The organism is Bacillus sp. JJ1503 (assembly GCF_036965125.1).
In the GTDB taxonomy this organism is placed as follows: domain Bacteria; phylum Bacillota; class Bacilli; order Bacillales; family Cytobacillaceae; genus Cytobacillus.
Genome location: NZ_JBALOZ010000150.1, coordinates 1 through 19,375 on the forward strand (window position 1 = coordinate 1; position 19,375 = coordinate 19,375).

The 19,375-nt window shown below is 38.1% G+C and carries 15 protein-coding genes, 1 riboswitch and 1 other annotated feature; of the genes, 8 read left to right on the top strand and 7 right to left on the bottom strand.

What is annotated here, in order from left to right:
* Positions 1 to 132 precede the first annotated feature (132 nt).
* Positions 133 to 235: riboswitch (cyclic di-GMP riboswitch) on the top strand.
* Positions 236 to 366: 131 nt separating this feature from the next.
* The 3 genes from V7149_RS12660 to V7149_RS26530 all read left to right on the top strand — a co-directional run bounded on the left by V7149_RS12660 (position 367) and on the right by V7149_RS26530 (position 3,219).
* Positions 367 to 744, top strand: a complete 378-nt coding sequence (locus tag V7149_RS12660; protein ID WP_335345989.1) for a hypothetical protein — start codon at positions 367 to 369, stop codon at positions 742 to 744.
* 75 nt (positions 745 to 819) lie between these two features.
* A complete protein-coding gene (locus tag V7149_RS12665) occupies positions 820 to 1,491 on the top strand; it encodes an EAL domain-containing protein (RefSeq protein ID WP_335345990.1) in 672 nt (223 codons plus the stop codon).
* 1,131 nt (positions 1,492 to 2,622) lie between these two features.
* Positions 2,623 to 3,219: a methyl-accepting chemotaxis protein gene (locus tag V7149_RS26530; RefSeq protein ID WP_438824112.1), complete on the top strand. Its 597-nt coding sequence runs from the start codon at positions 2,623 to 2,625 to the stop codon at positions 3,217 to 3,219.
* Positions 3,220 to 3,314: 95 nt separating this feature from the next.
* Here V7149_RS26530 and tyrS read toward each other — a convergent pair whose 3' ends face one another.
* Complete coding sequence (gene tyrS / locus V7149_RS12675) at positions 3,315 to 4,571, bottom strand: tyrosine--tRNA ligase (protein ID WP_335345992.1); 1,257 nt, start codon at positions 4,569 to 4,571, stop codon at positions 3,315 to 3,317.
* 74 nt (positions 4,572 to 4,645) lie between these two features.
* Positions 4,646 to 4,868, bottom strand: a binding site (T-box leader).
* 158 nt (positions 4,869 to 5,026) lie between these two features.
* On the opposite strand from tyrS, the gene V7149_RS12680 reads away from it, so the two are divergent.
* Positions 5,027 to 7,882 carry a transglycosylase domain-containing protein gene (locus V7149_RS12680; RefSeq protein WP_335345993.1) on the top strand — a complete coding sequence of 952 codons (2,856 nt, stop codon included), beginning with the start codon at positions 5,027 to 5,029 and terminating at the stop codon, positions 7,880 to 7,882.
* 50 nt (positions 7,883 to 7,932) lie between these two features.
* On the opposite strand, the gene acsA is transcribed toward V7149_RS12680, so the two are convergent.
* Positions 7,933 to 9,651 carry an acetate--CoA ligase gene (gene acsA / locus V7149_RS12685; protein WP_335345994.1) on the bottom strand — a complete coding sequence of 573 codons (1,719 nt, stop codon included), beginning with the start codon at positions 9,649 to 9,651 and terminating at the stop codon, positions 7,933 to 7,935.
* A gap of 359 nt (positions 9,652 to 10,010) precedes the next feature.
* On the opposite strand from acsA, the gene V7149_RS12690 reads away from it, so the two are divergent.
* The 3 genes from V7149_RS12690 to V7149_RS12700 all read left to right on the top strand — a co-directional run bounded on the left by V7149_RS12690 (position 10,011) and on the right by V7149_RS12700 (position 12,691).
* On the top strand, positions 10,011 to 10,643 hold the full coding sequence (locus tag V7149_RS12690; RefSeq protein WP_335345995.1) for a GNAT family N-acetyltransferase: 633 nt from the start codon (positions 10,011 to 10,013) through the stop codon (positions 10,641 to 10,643).
* A gap of 231 nt (positions 10,644 to 10,874) precedes the next feature.
* On the top strand, positions 10,875 to 11,525 hold the full coding sequence (locus V7149_RS12695; RefSeq protein ID WP_335345996.1) for an acetoin utilization AcuB family protein: 651 nt from the start codon (positions 10,875 to 10,877) through the stop codon (positions 11,523 to 11,525).
* Positions 11,522 to 12,691, top strand: a complete 1,170-nt coding sequence (locus V7149_RS12700) for an acetoin utilization protein AcuC (protein ID WP_335345997.1) — start codon at positions 11,522 to 11,524, stop codon at positions 12,689 to 12,691. The genes V7149_RS12695 and V7149_RS12700 overlap by 4 nt, the downstream gene beginning before the upstream one ends.
* Before the next feature lie 107 nt (positions 12,692 to 12,798).
* On the opposite strand, the gene ccpA is transcribed toward V7149_RS12700, so the two are convergent.
* Together ccpA and V7149_RS12710 are read right to left on the bottom strand one after the other, a co-directional pair.
* Positions 12,799 to 13,797 (bottom strand): catabolite control protein A, encoded by a 999-nt coding sequence (gene ccpA / locus V7149_RS12705; RefSeq protein WP_335345998.1) that lies wholly within the window; start codon positions 13,795 to 13,797, stop codon positions 12,799 to 12,801.
* Between the two features lie 220 nt (positions 13,798 to 14,017).
* Entirely contained in the window at positions 14,018 to 15,091 is a 1,074-nt protein-coding gene (locus V7149_RS12710) for a bifunctional 3-deoxy-7-phosphoheptulonate synthase/chorismate mutase (RefSeq protein WP_335345999.1), read from the bottom strand.
* Positions 15,092 to 15,414: 323 nt separating this feature from the next.
* Between V7149_RS12710 and V7149_RS12715 the strand changes: the two genes are divergently transcribed.
* Positions 15,415 to 17,580: a cell division protein FtsA gene (locus V7149_RS12715; protein WP_335346000.1), complete on the top strand. Its 2,166-nt coding sequence runs from the start codon at positions 15,415 to 15,417 to the stop codon at positions 17,578 to 17,580.
* Between the two features lie 316 nt (positions 17,581 to 17,896).
* On the opposite strand, the gene ytxJ is transcribed toward V7149_RS12715, so the two are convergent.
* The 3 genes from ytxJ to V7149_RS12730 are packed head-to-tail and all read right to left on the bottom strand — an operon-like array spanning position 17,897 to position 19,212.
* Positions 17,897 to 18,226 (bottom strand): bacillithiol system redox-active protein YtxJ, encoded by a 330-nt coding sequence (ytxJ, locus tag V7149_RS12720; protein WP_335346001.1) that lies wholly within the window; start codon positions 18,224 to 18,226, stop codon positions 17,897 to 17,899.
* A gap of 16 nt (positions 18,227 to 18,242) precedes the next feature.
* Positions 18,243 to 18,716, bottom strand: coding sequence for a YtxH domain-containing protein (locus tag V7149_RS12725; protein WP_335346002.1), 474 nt, complete (start codon positions 18,714 to 18,716; stop codon positions 18,243 to 18,245).
* Between the two features lie 13 nt (positions 18,717 to 18,729).
* A complete protein-coding gene (locus V7149_RS12730; protein ID WP_335346003.1) occupies positions 18,730 to 19,212 on the bottom strand; it encodes a DUF948 domain-containing protein in 483 nt (160 codons plus the stop codon).
* Between the last annotated feature and the right edge of the window lie 163 nt (positions 19,213 to 19,375).

Consider the following 19,375-nt stretch of genomic DNA (forward strand, 5'->3'; position numbering starts at 1 on the left):
ATAACGCCGCTAGGGTTTTTCTTTTTGAAAAAATTTGAGTAAATGTATTATTTTAGAGAAAACGTTGAATTTTGTAGAATTATGTTGAATTTTGTATTTTATTGTTTTATTATAATTTAAGTAAGAAGCCCTATATGTAAAAGGCAAACTATTTGAAAGAATAGGACGCAAAGCCCTTGGGTCTAAGGTTTAGGTAGTTAAAAATACCTATTACTATGATTGCCAGGTTACCAAATTCTTGTTTATTTCCCATGAAATTTTTGGCTATTCTATTTGGAATAGCTTTTTTTATTTTCTATCAGAAAAAGCCTATTACTTAGTGTTTATTTTTTAGGGCAGAAAAAAATTTAAGTGAGGTGAGGTTTTATGAAGGTTGAAAATTTAATTGCTGATATCAATAAATATATGGAGCAATTAGACTTTGTCACAGCGAGAAAACTTATTGAAGAAAATCTAAATGTATTAGATAAACATAGGATTTCACTGAAAAGCAATGCAAGAGATTTACTTAAATTCCTTATAGAAAGACATGATGCAGGGAATCAGCCTATCTCCAGACAAGACATGGCAACTTTAATCGCTATCAATACATATGCAACTAATTTTGATATTAGAGGCTTAAAGCTAGTTATTAAGGATAAAGCAAAATTGCTTTTGCGAACAGATATACTCGAATATTTAAACAAAGATGCAAAGGCTATATTAGATGGAATGGGTGTAATAAATAGGGAATTACCTAAATAATAAGCTAATATTGTGTAGGAAGAAGGGTGTAAAATAGATTTTCGGTCCATTACAACAATAACGCAAGGAAAATTATTGTACAGTGAATATCAGCCGCTTATGAATAGCAGCAATGATACTATTTTTGCACATGAAGCTTTAATGAGAACTACACCACGAATGAATCCTCTAATTGTAATTGAAAAGGCCAGAAATAACGGGTTTTTATTTGAGTTAGACACGTATTGCATTAAGAATGCAGTCCTGCAATACCCTAGCTTTTATTTAAAATCTCATTTATTGTTTATAAATATTCTGCCCACAACAATCGTCCATCACGATTTCGAAAGTTTCATAAATAAATTGCTCCTTTTATTTCCTACTATTAGAGGACAGATCGTTTTTGAAATAAACGAGGAAGCTATCCAAAAAAATATTTGGGAACAACAAATTTTTATGAGCCGTCTATTGTTTTTAAAATCGAATGGCTTCCAAATTGCATTTGACGATTTACCGGTTACTAAAGACTCTTTTAAAATGATCGAAATTATTTCGCCTGATTTTGTAAAGCTGGATCATACAAAATCAAAAGGCTTTTCCGCATCAACCGAAAAACAGGCACTAGTCTCTCTCTTTTTAGGATTCACAAACAAAGAAATAAAATTAGTGCTAGAAGGCATTGAAACAAAGAATGACCTGTTAGCCGCAAAACAATTGGGTGTACCTATACTTCAGGGCTACTATATATCAAGACCGAAACGGCTTTAGTAAATGACACTTTAGCCTTATGTAGTTATGTCTAAAAAAGATGAATATATTGAAAGTTGGGGAAAAGAATTGAAAAGTTTATTAAGCTTCAAAAGTATTAGAACGAAAATATTGTTTGGATTTTCAATAGTGATTTTTCTCGTGTTACTATTAGGAGGTTTTAGTTTTTATCAAATCAATACAACGAATAATGACACAGAATTCATTGTTGATCACGAGATCCAATTATTAATTGCAAATGAGCAAATGTCTAGTACTTTGGCAAATAGAATATCAACTGCACGAGGCTATGTCCTATATGGCGGTGACTACAAAGAACGCTTTAACGAATATACTGAGAAAGGGAAGCATTATGAGCAAATAGTTAGAAAGATTGGTGCATCTCAGGAGTTTGATGAACTTATTAACCGTACTGTTGAATGGAGACAGTATGTGGCCAAAGAAGTATTTGAAGAGTACGAAAAAGGAAATATCGAAATCGCACGGCAAAACCTTGCAAAAACAGATACAACCGTTCGTGAACTTATGGCTGGATATGAAAAATTAGCCAGCGATAGCCAAGATTCAATTAATAGAAAAGGGACAGAAATTATAGCTAGTGGAGAAAAAACGGTCCTTTACATAACGATTGTCATTCTTTTGGCTGTAGTTGTTAGTATTGCAGTAGCACTAATAACCTCCAATGTGATTTCAGGCCCAATAAAAAAGGTAATGGAAAGAATGAATCTCATTGCTAGCGGTGATATGAGCCACGAACCGTTAAAAAATAATTCTAAAGACGAAGTTGGCCAGCTAGTAGCTTCTACAAATGAAATGAATAATAATGTTCGCCAATTATTAAGTGAAATTAACCTAGTCTCTGAATCTATTGCAGGTCAGAGTGAAGAATTAACGCAATCTGCCAATGAGGTAAATGCTGGATCTCAACAAATTGCGACTACCATGCAGGAATTGGCAACTGGCACAGAATCACAAGCTGCCAATGCAAGCAATCTATCCTCCATCATGGGCTCCTTTTCATCCACAGTTCAAGAAGCGGATGCAAATGGCGATCTTATTCTACAGGCGTCCAATGAGGTATTGTTAATGACTGGTGAAGGAAGCCAGCTAATGGAGTCTTCCTTTAATCAAATGACAAAGATTGATCAAATTATGCAGGATGCAATGCAAAAAGTGTACGGCCTTGATACCAAGTCTCAAGAAATTTCTAAATTGGTTTCTGTCATAAAAGATATCGCTGACCAGACGAATTTATTAGCTTTAAATGCAGCTATTGAATCAGCAAGAGCTGGAGAACATGGCAAAGGTTTTGCAGTCGTAGCTAATGAAGTAAAAAAGCTTGCAGAACAGGTATCTTCATCTATTTCTGATATTACAAACATCGTAACAGGTATTCAGGATGAATCAAATATAGTAACTAAATCATTACAAACAGGATATAAAGAAGTTGTTCAAGGGACTAGCCAAATTAAAACTACTAGTGAGACGTTCGAAGGCATTAGTGCGGCGATAAAAAACATGTCCAATAATATCCTCACTGTTACTGAAAATCTAGCTGCAATCACTGCGAATAGTGAAATCATGAGCGGATCAATTTCCGAAATCGCAGCCATTTCTGAAGAGTCAGCTGCAGGTTTAGAACAAACCTCTGCCTCCTCCCAGCAAATCAGCAGTTCAATGGATGAAGTTGCCAGTNNAAAAGCTAAACGGCTTAGTTATGAAATTTAAGTTATAAAATATACGGAATTTAATAAGCCCTAGAAATTATGCTTTTGTAATTTCTAGGGCTTTTATTAAATCTTTATTGCTGATGACTTAATGAATTAGTATTTAATTAAGAAATATTTCTTCTTCCCGCGGCGAATGATGGTAAATTCATTCTCGATGCGATCATTTACCGTAAGGACATAGTCTGTTTCTGTTACTCTTTCACCATTAATCGAAACGGCTCCATTTGCCACATCTTCCCTAGCTTGACGTTTAGATGGCGAGATTTTTGCATCCACTAGTAAATCAACAAGGCCAATTTCCTCACCAGAAGTATGCTCGTACGATGGGACATCCTTAAATCCTTGTTTAATTTCTGACCCGGAAAGATTGCTTACTTCACCGCTAAATAATGCCTCTGAAATTTTTATTGCCTGATTTAATGCTTCCTCCCCATGTATGAGACGAGTCATTTCCTCGGCTAAAGCTTTTTGAGCTTTACGAAGATGTGCTTCTTCTTGAACAGATTGTTCTAGTCCTTCAATTTCTTCTTTAGAAAGGAAAGTAAAGTATTTCAAGTATTTAACAACATCAGCATCAGCAGCATTAATCCAGAATTGATAGAACTCATATGGTGAGGTTTTTTCCGGATCTAGCCACACAGCGCCACTTTCCGTTTTTCCAAATTTTGTTCCATCAGCCTTCGTCACAAGTGGAATCGTTAAGCCATATGCTTTCGAGCCTTCCCCTGTCATTTTTCTAATGAGTTCAAGACCTGTCGTAATATTGCCCCATTGGTCGCTTCCGCCAATTTGCAGCTTACATTGGTAATTTTCATATAAATGTTTAAAATCCATTCCTTGAAGGATTGTGTAGGTAAACTCTGTAAAAGATATCCCTGTTTCTAAGCGTGACGCAATCGTATCCTTTGCCAGCATATAATTGATACCTACGTGCTTCCCATAGTCTCTTAGGAAGGTGATAATATTCATCGGTGCAGTCCAATCATAGTTATTTACCATGATCGCTCCGTTTTCTCCTTCGAAATCAAAAATCATTTTTAATTGTTTTGTCAGACAATCTACGTTATGCTGCACAGTTTCAACTGTTTGCAGTGTTCTTTCTTCAGTCATTTTTGGATCACCAATTAAGCCAGTTGCTCCGCCGACAAGTACAATCGGACGATGTCCATGATTTTGAAATCTCCTCAATGTAAGAAATGGCAGCAAATGCCCAATATGCATACTGTCACCTGTTGGATCCATCCCGCAATATAAAGAGATTTTCTCCTTATTTAAGGTGTCCTTCATTCCTTCTTCATCTGTTTGTTGGTAAACAATCCCTCTCCACTGTAAATCTTCTAGTAAGCTCATTGTTTGCTTCCTCCTTTTTAGTTACCCCTTCATATCGTCCATTACCAAAAAAACAAAAAACGCCCCTGCATAATTGCAGGGACGCATTAATTTTGCGCGGTACCACCCAAATTGAGGACAATTGTCCTCCACTCATTTCTGATAACGGATCTTCCGTTCACTGCTATAACTGATAGCTCAGGTTGACAGTGAATGCTCAGGGAGGTAATTCATCCTTCTATGTGTACCGGCTCACAGCAGCCGCCGGCTTTCTGAAACAGAGATAGAAGTACTACTTATTCCCATCAAAGCTTATATAAATTTTTTTAATAATAAAGCATTTTTATCATATGAGATAATAAATGTCAAATACTCAGATGAAAGAAAAAAGGGAAATTTAGAAAAATAGCGAACCGATAACTAATGGATTGCCTGTTTATGCTATAATGTATGTGATTTTAGGGGGAATGATGCGAATGAAGGAAAATCAAAATAACAAAGATAAATGGAAGTCGTGGGTAGCCCTGCTAACCAATAAAAAAGCAGCAAAAGGTGCTAGTATCTCCTTTCAAGTTGCTTGGAATCTTATTTTATTATTTATTATTATTATTGTCTTGGTTGGCTCCTTTGCTGGTGGGGTTGGAGCAGGATATTTTGCTTCACTCGTTAAGAATGAGAAAATTCGTCCTTATGAAAAGATGAAAAAAGATATTTATAACTATGAAGAGACATCCGATTTATATTTTGCAGAAAATGTTTACCTTGGAAAGCTTCGAACAGATTTAGACAGGGAAGAAGTAAAGCTTGAGAATGTTTCCCAATATTTAATAGATGCTGTGATTGCAACAGAGGATGAATATTTTTATGAGCATGATGGAGTTGTTCCTAAGGCAATTATGCGTGCTCTCTTTCAAGAAGTAACGAATTCGTCTGTTCAAACGGGCGGAAGTACACTCACACAGCAATTAATAAAAAATCAGCTGTTAACAAATGAAGTTTCTTTTGAAAGGAAAGCGAAAGAAATTTTGCTTGCCCTACGCTTAGAAAAGTTTTTCGATAAGAAAGAAATTTTGGAAGCCTATTTAAATGTTTCCACCTTTGGCAGAAATTCATCTGGCAGAAACATCGCTGGTGTTCAAGCAGCTGCTAAAGGAATATTTGGAGTAAATGCAAAGGAATTAAATATTCCCCAGGCCGCTTTCATAGCTGGGCTTCCTCAAAGCCCCTTTGGCTATACTCCCTATACACAAGGCGGGGAATTGAAGAAGGCTGAGGGCATTGAACCAGGTCTTACAAGGATGAAAACGGTATTAAACAGAATGTTTGATGACGGAAGGCTCACACAGAAGCAATTTGAAGAAGCTTTAGCCTATGATATTACGAAGGATTTTATTCCCCGTATTGAAAGTACTGTTGAAAAGTATCCGTATTTAACATTTGAGATAGAAAAACGGGCTAAAGACATTTTGGCCGGCATCCTTGCCAAAGAAGATGGCTATACGGATGAAGATTTGAAGAATGATAAAGAGCTGGAAAATGAATATAAAATATTAGCAGACCGAAACCTCCGTCAAAACGGTTACCAAATTCATACAACTATTCATAAGGGTATTTATGATGCGATGCAAGTGGCAAAAGATAATTTTTCCCTTTATGGAAGCGATAAAATAGAAATAATCGAAGACCCTGAAACGAAGGAAAAGAAAGAAGTAATAGAGCCTGTTCAGGTTGGTGCAATTCTCATCGAAAACAGCACTGGTAAAATCCTATCCTTTGTAGGTGGAAGAGATTATAACCTTAAGCAAGTAAACCATGCAACGGATACATTAAGATCGAACGGTTCAACGATGAAGCCGCTAGTTGTGTACGCACCTGCTTTAGAGCTGGGAGAAGTGTCACCGGGATCCGTTATTCCCGATGTAGAGGTATTTCTGGACCCACACCGACCAAATGTGCCTTATCCAAACAACTATGATAAAACTTACAGTGGTTTAGTCTCAGCTCGTTATGCTCTAGCGATGTCTTATAACGTTCCAGCTATGCTGACATATCGTACCATTATTAATCAGCGGCCTGCTCAGTATTTAGAGAAAATGGGCTTTACATCGATTATTGAAAATGACTATACAACCAATTCACTGGCTCTAGGTGGAATTACGAATGGAGTAACAGTTGAAGAGAATGTAAATGCCTTTGGCACTTTTGCAAATGGCGGAAACTTTGTGGATGCTTACATGATTGAAAAAATCGTAGATAAGTCTGGTAAAACTATTTATCAGCATGAAGCGGAACCCGTTGAAGTATTCAGCCCGCAAACTGCTTATTTGACCATTGATATGATGAGAGATGTAATCAATCAAGGGACAGCAACATCATTAAAAGGCCGGTTAAAGTTTGGTTCAGACTGGGCTGGTAAAACCGGTACAGGTCAGGATTTAAAAGATTCCTGGTTTGTGGCTGTTAATCCAAAAGTTAGCTTTGGAGTCTGGAATGGATATGACACTCCAAAATCATTAGAGCTTAGATATAAAGGAGTCCATCACGGTCCCCGTAACGTATATTTATGGGCGGACCTTATGAATGCTGCCTATGACGCAGCTCCTGATCTGGTGGCAACAAATCAGCAATTCCAAATGCCTGGTGGAATTGTCCGCAGATCCTATTGCGCAGCATCTGGTCTTCTTCCTTCTGATGCTTGTTCTAAAGCAGGTCTCGTTACGACAGACTGGTTTAATGCGAAGTTCCTTCCTACACAGACTGATAATAACTTTGCAGATGGAAAGTATGTCCTTATCGGAACTAATAGATACGAAGCCTTAGACAGCACACCAGATGAATTTATCCATTCAGGCGTAGCGATTAGTCCTAAGTTTTTCGAGGATAAGTATGGTATTTCAATAAAGGATGCATCACAGTTAATTCCGAATAAGGATAGATGGAAAGGCCTTATAGCAGCTGATTCTAAATTAGAGGAAAATGGAAAGGCTCCAGATGCCCCAGCTATTAGCCGATCAAACTCGACCATTGTTTGGGGTGCGCATGCCGAAAATGATGTAATTGGCTATCGTGTTTACCAAAAATCAGATGAAAGCGTGAAAAAGGTGAGCAGCATCTCCGCTAGTAATACTCTTTCATTCCAAGCACCTAATGGAGAGTTCTATGTAACAGCTGTTGATATTGCAGGGAAAGAATCTGCTCCATCCAATATCATTCAAATTGGGCAGCCTGGTGAAACAGCGCCTAAAGAAGAAAATCCAAAGGATCCTCCTGGTGATAATGATGATGATGGAAATGGAGATGATCCAGAAACACCGCCAACAGAGGAAGTATAGATTTTTACAGAAAAGAACCGTGCAAATGGCACGGTTCTTCTTTTTGTTTATTAATCTTCCATTGTGGAAAGGTCACCAGTTGGCAGGTTTAGTTCCCAAGCCTTTAAGACACGGCGCATAATTTTTCCGCTTCTCGTTTTTGGAAGCTTATCACGGAATTCTATTTCGCGTGGAGCAGCATGAGCTGCAAGTCCTTTTTTCACAAACTGACGAATATCTTCAACTAGTTCATCAGATGCCTCATAGCCATCCAGCAGCGCAATGAAGGCTTTAATAATTTCACCGCGGACAGGGTCCGGCTTACCAATTACACCTGCTTCTGCTACAGCAGGATGCTCAAGGAGCTTGCTCTCCACTTCAAATGGTCCGACTCTTTCCCCAGATGTCATAATCACATCATCCACACGTCCTTGGAACCATAAGTAGCCATCTTCATCCATATAAGCTGAATCACCTGAAACATACCAGTCTCCAGGCATGAAATAGGATTCATATTTCTCTTTATTATTCCAAATCGCATGCATCATAGCTGGCCAGCCTTTTTTAATGGCCAGGTTGCCCATGCGATATGGAGGCAGTTCATTTCCTTGGTCATCTACAATGGCAGCCACAACACCTGGTATAGGCTTGCCCATCGATCCAGGTTTAATCTCCATGCAAGGATAGTTGCAGATTAATAAAGCTCCTGTTTCAGTCATCCACCAAGTATCATGGACTCTTAAATGGAATACCTTCATTCCCCACTTTATTACTTCAGGGTTTAAAGGCTCTCCAACACTCACAATATGGCGCAGGCTGCTTAAATCAAATTTCTTAACAACCTCATCTCCAGCTCCCATTAGCATCCTAAATGCTGTAGGGGCACTGTACCAGATTGATACGCCATACTCTTCAATCATTTTATACCAGGATTCCGGATTAAATCTTCCGCCAACTATTAAATTTGACGTTCCGGTTAACCAAGGCCCAAACATCCCGTAGGAGGTTCCAGTAACCCAGCCCGGATCTGCCGTACACCAGAAGACATCTTCTTCCTGCATGTCAAGAACCCATCTTGCCGTATGATATTTCTGAATCATAGCATTGTGAACATGTAATACCCCTTTTGGTTTACCAGTAGACCCGGAAGTATAATGCAGGATCAACCCATCTGTCCGTTCTACCCATTCAATAGAAAGCTTATTGCTCGCTTCCGCTAATCTTTTATTAAAATCAATATACGGCCCTTCCTCTTCAATTCCTTCTCCTACTAGAAAAATAGTTTTTAGAGCAGGAAGCTCATCGACAGGGACACGCTTCAGTAATTCAGGTGTCGTAATAAGAACCTTAGCTTCACTGTCCTCTAAACGGTCACGAACCGCCCCTTCCATAAATGCTTCAAAAAGCGGACCGACAATTGCACCAAGTTTAATCGTACCCAATGCAGCAAAATAAAGCTCAGGTGAACGCGGCATAAAAATAAACACGCGATCTCCTTTTTCAACATCTCCGTATGCTTTTAAAACATTACCTGCTTTATTAGAAAGCTCCTTCATTTCCTTAAATGTATATTTTTCATTTCTTAAGCCTTCACGGAAATACAGAGCTATTTTATTTTTTCGGAAGGATTCTGCGTGGCGGTCAATAGCCTCATAAGCCATATTGACTCGACCTGTATCATACCAGGAGAATACCTTCTCTCCTTCTGCCCAATCGAATTGTTTGTATGTTTCTTCATAATTCTTTAAATTATAATCTCCTTGAGTTGCTTGTAAGGCTTCCATTTTCATATATCAATATCCCCCTCTGATGATTCCAGCTTGGCTCCCAAAGCATCCGCTTTGTAAATGAGAGAGCTGATGCTGTTTTAAGTTTGTTATTATTATAATATAGGTTTTATCTTTTCTCAATTTTTAAAATATTCAATAGGATAATTTTCATAACCATTTAACTATCAGGAAACAAAAATGAGTAAATGTTACTACTAATGACAAATAGATATTAACTATACTTAGTAGCCTTCTTCATCGTGAATAAAACTGTCACAAATTGTTTTCGAATAATACAGAAAATAAAGTCAAGTCACTTAAAAATAATGATTTTTATGTATAATAGAATTAATAATGATTTGTCTTAGGCGGTGAAACAAATGGAACATCGAAAAACATATAATGCTAAAGAATTAAAAACCCCGCAAGGAAATTTAATTATTGAAGGGCCTATTTCTCCTGAGAAATTAGCAGACTTAGAGTTTCATAAGGACTTAGTAGCTTTTCGTCCACCTGAGCAGCAAAAAAAGGCTCTTATCGAAATAGCCGGGCTGCCAGAAGGGAGAATTATTATTGCCAGGTACAGAGATACAATTGTCGGATACGTTACATACGTATACCCTGATCCGCTCGAACGATGGTCAGAAGGAAAAATGGAAAATTTAATTGAACTTGGGGCCATTGAAGTAATTCCTAAATTTAGAGGTACCGGTACGGGTAAAAGCCTTTTAAAGGTGTCAATGATGGATGATGCAATGGAAGATTATATTATTATTACAACAGAATATTATTGGCACTGGGATTTAAAAGGCACAGGATTAAATGTATGGGAATATCGAAAGGTCATGGAGAAAATGATGAATGCAGGCGGACTGGAATGGTATGCAACAGATGATCCAGAAATCAGTTCTCATCCAGCTAACTGTTTAATGGCGAAGATCGGTAAAAGGGTCGACCTTGACTCTGTACAGAAATTTGACCGCCTCCGATTTATGAATCGTTTTATGTATTGATAGAAAAGCGCAAGAGCCTCGAAAGAACATCGACTAAAAACCGCCACGTCCCGTGGCGAACGCCGATGTCAGCACATCCTGTGCAAGTCCGACAAGCATAAGACAAGTCACTCGGAAAGGCGTTCTTTCCTTTTTAAGTGACTTGGCTTATGACCTCGAGGTCGACAAAAACGCGACGTACTGTACGTCGGGGGTAGGCGCTGGAGCTGGACAAAATAGGGGGATATAGAAATGATTGTCGAAGAAATTATGTGGACAGAAGTTGTGGCATTATCGAAAGATGATAGCATCGCAAAAGCCATTAAACTAATGAATGAGAAGAAAATTCGCCACCTGCCAATTATTGATGAAAATCAGCGCTTAATTGGATTAGTAACAGACCGAGACATACGTGATGCCACTCCTTCCATCCTTTTTGAAACAGAAAAATTTAAAGAGCTTTTACAAAATCCTTTGAAAATGATTATGAAAACAGATATTATCACTGGACATCCCCTCGATTTTGTAGAGGAAATATCTGCGATTCTTTACGAGCACCGCATTGGCTGTCTGCCAATATTAAAGGATGATAAGCTTGTTGGTATTGTCACAGAGACTGATTTACTAAGGACATTAGTTGAATTAACAGGTGCCCATCAGCCAGGCTCGCAAATAGAAGTAAAAGTACCAAATAAAGCTGGAATGCTCTACGAAATAACAACGGTCATTCGAAACCGTAAAGCAAATATTCAAAGTGTGTTAGTTTATCCCGATAAGAAGGATGAAAAATATAAAATAATCGTTTTAAGAGTCCAAATAATGAACCCACTTTCCATCATTAAAGATTTACAAGATGCTGGTCATCAAGTATTGTGGCCTAATGATCCGGAGCAATCATCATGATTCAAGATTCAGTTTTTGTTTTTTCAGAGGATTTGCTGAACTATAAATTCAGTGAGAACCATCCTTTTAATCAATTAAGGATTAAACTTACACTCGATTTACTAATGCATTTAAATTCTATTGAGAAACATCAGATCATTGCGCCAAGAAGAGCATCAGATGACGAATTGGAGCTAATACATGACCCCAATTATGTGAATGCGGTCAAACTGGCAGGGAGCGGCCAGCTTTCACAAGAAATAGCTGAGAATTATGGGCTTGGCACAGAAGACACTCCCGTATTCCCTAAAATGCATGAAGCAAGCTCGCTCCTAGTTGGAGGAACTTTAACAGCTGTTGATCATGTCATGAGCGGCCGTTCTAAGCATGCCCTTCACCTTGGGGGAGGCCTCCACCATGGCTTTAGGGGAAAAGCTTCAGGCTTTTGTATTTATAATGATAGCTCAGTCGCTATTAAATACATTCAGGAAAAATATAAAGCCCGAGTTCTATATGTCGATACAGATGCCCATCATGGTGACGGTGTGCAATGGTCATTTTATGATGATCCTAGCGTATGTACACTTTCTATTCATGAAACAGGCCGATACTTATTTCCAGGAACAGGAAATGTTAATGAACGGGGTCAAGGTAAGGGATATGGGTATTCTTTTAACATACCTGTTGATGCATTTACGGAGGATGATTCCTGGCTAGACATATACCGTACTTCTATAAGAGAAATTGCAGCGTATTTTAAACCGGATGTGATCCTAACACAAAACGGTGCTGATTCACATTATTTAGATCCACTGACACATCTTTCATCAACCATTAATATTTATCGCGAAATTCCGAAGCTAGCTCATGAAATAGCCCATGAATACTGTGATGGCAGATGGATTGCAGTAGGTGGAGGTGGGTACGATATATGGCGGGTAGTCCCTCGTGCATGGGCTTTAATTTGGTTGGAAATGACGAACAAGCAAATTGGTACCGGAGATTTGCCATCGGAGTGGGTGAATACATGGAAGGATGCTTCACCCGTTCCGCTTCCAATACATTGGGATGACCCCGGCGACATGTACAAGCCAATTCCAAGAAAAATGGAAATTACAGAAAAAAATAAACAGACACTTGATAAGGCCTTATATCCGATACGAAACCAAAGTAAAAAGACAAGTTAAAAAAGCATTTAATCGCAAAAGGACCCAAAAGGGTCCTTTTATTTTGTAACAAGCTCATCTTTACAGTATACCGGATCGGAAATAACCATTTCCACTCGGCTATTTTATTATTTTGTTGAGCTTCGTTCTTCGATGCGGTGAGGGAGTACGATGATATGATCTGTTACTTCTTCCTTGTTCATATATTTCGTTAAGAGTCTCATCGCAACTGCGCCAATATCATAGAGCGGCTGTACGATTGTCGTTAGCTGCGGGCGAACCATTAACGACAATTTCGTGTTATCTGAGCTGATTACTTCAAAATCCTCCGGAACATTGAAACCTCGATCCTCAGCGCCATGAACAAGGCCAAGCGCCATTTCATCTGAAGAAGAAAAAATCGCGGTTGGTTTTGTTTCAGCCTCAAGTAGCTTTTCAAATGCTTCAATTCCTGAATCATATGTGTAATCACCTTCTGCCACTAATTCCTCCTTAAATGGCAGACCTTTTTCAGCCAAGGCACGTTTGTAGCCTTCAAGCTTTTTCACACTATTAATAGGATCATGGGATGGTCCTATGACAATAGCCACATCTTTATGGCCTCTATTTATAAAATTAATAATTACATCATATGTTGCCTGCTCATAATCAATATTAACGGAAGGAATTCTTTCTGTTTCTTCTATTGAACCCGCTAACACAATTGGCACAGGTGACTTCTCAAATTCCTGTACTAGCTCCTCAGTTATATTTCCACCCATAAATACAATTCCATCTACTTGCTTTCCAAGCATTGTATTAATTAAATGAAGTTCCTTATCTAAATTTTGATCTGAATTACTTAAAATAATATTATATTTATACATTGTGGCGATATCTTCAATTCCCCTAGCCAGCTCGGCAAAAAAGATATTTGAAATATCTGGAATAATTACCCCAACCGTTGTTGTTTTTTTACTAGCTAGTCCGCGAGCAACAGCGTTTGGGCGATATCCTAGCCTTTCAATGACTTCTGATACTTTTTTTCTTGTTGCGGGCTTTACGTTAGGATTTCCGTTTACTACCCGGGAAACCGTTGCCATGGAAACGTTAGCCTCTCTTGCAACATCATAAATGGTTACATTCATCTATATCACTCCTTAAATAATTGGCAAAGTTACTTATTTATTACTAGTTTACAACAAGCAATCATTACCTAGTCACCACGATGTTTGTGAGTGGCTACACAATCTATATTTATGTAACTAATCATACGACAGACTTGGGAATGCCGCAATGTCAAGCGTATAAATTTTACAATTTAAAATAAAAAAGCCTTCTGACAATTAGCAGAAGGCTTCTCAAGTATTATACTCTTGCAAAAGCAGAAGATTTCAGTTCTTTCATAAATTCATCAAACTGCTTTAAATCCATTTGCTGAGCGTTATCAGATAAAGCTACAGCTGGATCTGGGTGAACTTCAGCCATAACTCCATCAGCTCCGATGGCTAATGCTGCCTTTGCTGCTGGAAGAAGTAAATCACGTCTTCCTGTTGAATGTGTCACATCAACTAAGACAGGCAAGTGTGTTTCCTGTTTTAAAATCGGTACGGCAGAAATATCAAGAGTATTGCGAGTAGCACGCTCATACGTACGAATTCCGCGTTCGCAAAGAATGATTTGTCCATTACCCTGTGCCATAATGTACTCTGCGGCGTTAATGAATTCTTCAATCGTTGCCGCAATTCCGCGCTTTAGTAGCACTGGCTTATTGACAGCACCTGCAGCTTTTAAAAGCTCGAAATTCTGCATGTTTCGTGCACCGATTTGAATAACATCAATATAGTTAACAGCTGTTTCAATATCATTAGGGCTAACAATTTCACTGATAACAGCTAAATCGAATTCATCGGCAACTCTTTTTAAGATTTTAAGACCTTCCAGTCCAAGTCCCTGGAAATCATATGGGGATGTTCTCGGTTTATACGCTCCACCGCGAAGCAGCTTAAGCCCCTTAGACCTAACAGCATCAGCAACTGTTGCAACCTGCTCATACGATTCAACTGCACAAGGGCCAAATACTAAATGCTGATTTCCATCACCAATCTTTACTCCTTTTAAATCAACAATCGTATTTTCAGGCTTTTTCTTTCTTGAAACAAGAAGTGCTTTACGATGATCATCCTCTTGCAGTTCTAATCCCGCCTTAAAAATCTCCTTGAACACATGTTCAATTGTTGAATTTTCAAAAGGGCCGTCATTATGCTCTTTTATTAAATTGAGCATATGGCGCTCACGGACAGGATCATAGCGGTGAACACCTTGTGTTTCTTTCGCCTTTCCAATTTCCTGAACCAACTTCGCTCTTTCGTTGATTAGTGAAAGAAGCTGTAGATTTAGTTCATCTACACGATCTCTCAACTGATTAAGTTCATTACTCATTTCCTGTCCCTTCCCTTCTCAAATTTAATTTTTGAGTCCGATATGAATGAAATTGGATGACTTATTCATTCTCATCCGAATTTTAATGCTGAATAAATAATATTTTCAAAAGGATTATTTTCTATTCCGCATTTGTTTCTGCTCATTCTACTTTATCGCCTCGTAAATATGTGGTACATTTTTAATAATTAGAATTATTATATATGAAATCTTCTGACATGTCACTAATTATTTCTTTAATAATTAAACGCTTTTCTGTAATAAAGCGTTTTCTTTTATCATTCATTTTACTTTTTCTTATTAGTCAAAGAAGGTGTGTAAACTTGCTTGAACAAAAGAAGCTGTTTGCTTTAGATATAGGCACTCGTTCTGTGAATGGGATTATTTTAGATGAAACTGAGGGCAAATATCATGTTGTTGATATCCTTGTCAAAGAACATACGGAACGTGCCATGCATGATGGACAAATTCATGATGTATTAGCAGTCTCCAAAATTATTACCGAAATTAAGGAAGAACTAGAAATAAAACATGGTTCGCTAAAAAAGGTCTGTGTCGCTGCTGCTGGCCGTGCCTTAAAGACAGAACGCGCTAAAGTAAGTATTGATATTAACGGCAAGCCATTAATTCAAAAAGAAGATATCCTTCATTTAGAATTAAGTGCTGTTCAACAGGCACAAGCAATTGTAGCAGAGAAATATCAATCAAACAAAACGTACTATTATTGTGTCGGTTATTCGGTTCTTTATTATCGATTGGATGGAGAAGAAATCGGCAGTTTAATTGACCAGCAGGGGGAAGAAGCCTCTGTCGAAATTATTGCTACCTTTTTGCCTAAGGTTGTTGTTGAATCCCTTCTATCGGCTCTTCATCGTGCTGGACTTGAAATGGAAGCTTTAACACTAGAGCCAATTGCGGCCATTAATGTTCTAATTCCCCCATCTATGCGCCGGTTAAATGTGGCTTTAGTGGATATTGGGGCAGGAACCTCTGATATTGCGATTACAGATCTTGGAACAATTATTGCTTATGGAATGGTTCCGGTAGCTGGGGATGAGATTACAGAAGCGATCAGTGATCAGCTCCTTTTGGATTTTCCTTTAGCAGAAAAGGCAAAAAGAGAACTGCTTAACCATGATTCGATAATGGTTACAGACATACTTGGATTTGAATCAGAGATCCAAAAGGATGAAATCGTTCAAAGGATTTCTCCTGCATTAGAAAAGCTAGCAATGTCAATATGTGAGGAAATACTTGATCTAAACAACCAGCAGCCGCCAAAAGCAGTGATGCTTGTAGGTGGTGGGAGCCAAACACCAGAGTTGCCAAAACGGGTGGCGGAAAAATTAAATCTCCCCGAAAACAGGGTCGCAATCAGAGGAATTGATGCGATACAATCTTTGACTTTATCAGATCATATTACAAAGGGACCTGAGCTCGTTACGCCAATAGGAATTGCTATAGCTGCCCATAAATCCCCTGTTCAATACAAAACTGTTTATGTAAATGACCAGCCCGTACGATTATTCGAAGTAAAACAATTGACTGTTGGCGACTGTCTTCTTGCCGCTGGGATAAAGATGAACAAATTATATGGAAAACCAGGTTTGGCCATGATAGTGAATCTAAATGGACAAAATATCACAATTCCTGGCGGACATGGAGAAGCTCCATTAATTCTATGCAATGACAGCCCATGCTCATTAGAAAGCGTCATACAAAATGGAGATCAGCTCATTGTTGAGAAAGGCAAGAACGGTCAAACTGCAGAGGTGCTCATAAAGGATCTAATCGATGAAATTCCATCGAAACAAATCAAAATAAATGAGCAGCACTATATCGTTACTGCTTCATTAATTTGTAACGGGACTGCAGCTTCACCAGATAAGCTTGTAGAAGACCGTGATTCGATCATATGCAAAATTCCTGAAACGGTGGAAGAGATGCTCGTTTCTCTTAATTTGCATGAACTGCTTGCTGAAATTAGGCCTTTCCGAGTTAATTTGAATGAAAAAGAAACCTTTATTCCTCCCCTTTCTGGGAAAATATACCGGAACGGAAAGGAAATTAAATCCTATCATAGTTTTGAACATGGAGATCATATTGTTATTGAAAAAAAGGCGGCTATTTCTGTACGTGAATTTGCCCAGCTTAAACAAATCATGCTGTCACAAAACATCCCAGTCTCCTTTAATGACAAGAAGATTAACCTTAGAAAGCCTGTCTCCACAGTGAAGAGGCAAGGAGTTACGTTACTGGAGGACGACTTAATCCAGGATGGGGACCATTTAATAATTGAACAAGGCAGAATCGAGCCATTTATTTTTCAGGATCTGTTTGGCCATGTGGATATTGATATACCAGCAGAATCTAATGGAAACTTTGTCTTGCTAGTTAATGGGGCACAGGCCAGATTTCATAGTACAATTGAACCCGGAGACGATTTAAAAATTGTTTGGCCCATTAAAACAACTGCTTTGAATAAATAAAAACATCCAAAACCGTAACGGGTTCGAATTTAAAGTATAAATGACAATTAGTAATAAAAATGCTGAAGAAAACAGCTAATGATACTGAATACAAAAATGCGCAGAGAATATAATACTCTGCGCATTTTTTATTGGGCTTAGCACCCGTACTATTAGTGATGCGGACTTTTTAAAGGACACAGAATCCTTTATTTGATAAAAACAAGAAGATAATGACGAATTTTCATCAAATAAAGGAACGTGTGTCCGATACTGCCCAAAAATCGGCTTGTTTTCAAAAATAACGGAACCAGAGTCCGCTAAAAACGGATGTTTTTTATTTATGTTCCTTTATTGCATTCGTTAATGAATCATAGGTAATTTTCCAATGAGAAGTATGCCAGGCCAATTCGCCATTATTAATTAGCAGTGCCTGAGGCGATTCGTGTTTAATATTATATTTCTCCGCAATGTGGTTAGATAAAGGGCGATCCTCTTGAACAACCAAATAATATATTTGCTGGTTCTCATGTTCACTAGCAAAGCTCTCATACTCTTCATACGCAGCCTGACTAATAGGACATGTAGAGCTATGCTTTAAGATCATTACTTGCTCTGAAGCTTGCATAACCTGTTCAAATTCTTCATTTCCATTAAACCTTTTCATATCACTTTCCCCCAAATTAATGATTATATTTATGCTCCGTTTCATCAAAAGCTTTTTTCGTTTCTTCTAGCTTTTTCTGTATTTCATCATTATTGGCGCCTTGTTTATTGCTAACTGCTGTCTTATTTTCTTCAGCGCCGCCAGTCAAATTTTCTATTGGCTTTATGCTTTTTACCTTATTCACCAATTCAATGGATTGTTTGGATACGGATTGTGCAAGGACATTTGATTTCTCCTTGGCGGCCCCAGCAAACTGGGTACCCTTAGACATAGCTGATTCACGTAATTGCCCTGTTTTTTCTTTTAAAACAACAGCCTGTTCATTAATATTATTTCTTAATTCCTTTCCAGATTTAGGTGCAAGGAAAAGTGCTGCAGCCGCACCAACCATTCCGCCAATTAGTGCGCCTATTAAGAAATCCTTTGTATTAATATTTTCCTCTGATTTTGATTGACCTTGTTCATTTTGGCTTCTCTCTTGACTACTCATACCCTTATCCCTCCTAAAAATTTCTTTCTCTAATCCATCTTTTCTGAGGCACAGGCTTGTCAGCTGAAACCTCATCGGATTGAGCTTGTTTTCTCATTTTCCATTTGTCCTTTAACTCCATGATAATCTGACTCCATTGAACAACTTGAGAAATTCTATCTTTATTTTCTTCTAGTTGATTATCGATAGAGCGCGAAATCTTCTGGATGGACCCATTGAAGCCTCGAACAGAATCCCCTACTTCCTTAACTGCATTTACAACACTGCCTAGACTTTCTGATTTATGCTGTATATCCTCTGCAAGCGCATTCGTTTTTTCGAGTAATGCCGTTGTTTCTCTTGTTACCCCTTCTAACTGCCCCTCCAATCCTACTAACGTTTTCGAAACACTATCTAGTGTAACTTGAAGAGACTTAAGTGTTTTTGATAGGTAAATGACAAGAACGAGAAAAGCAATGGCGATGACTGCTATACTTAAATATAAAATAATCTGCACTTTGATGACCTCCATTTGTCCTAGCTATTTATCTTTTTCCCCAGTTGCTATTAACATAAACCTCCTAATCAATAATGAATTCCATTTAATAGATCAATTTCCTGTTAGTATTCCATCATATCTATACATTGGTCATTTTAACATAATTGCCCAATGATAAAAT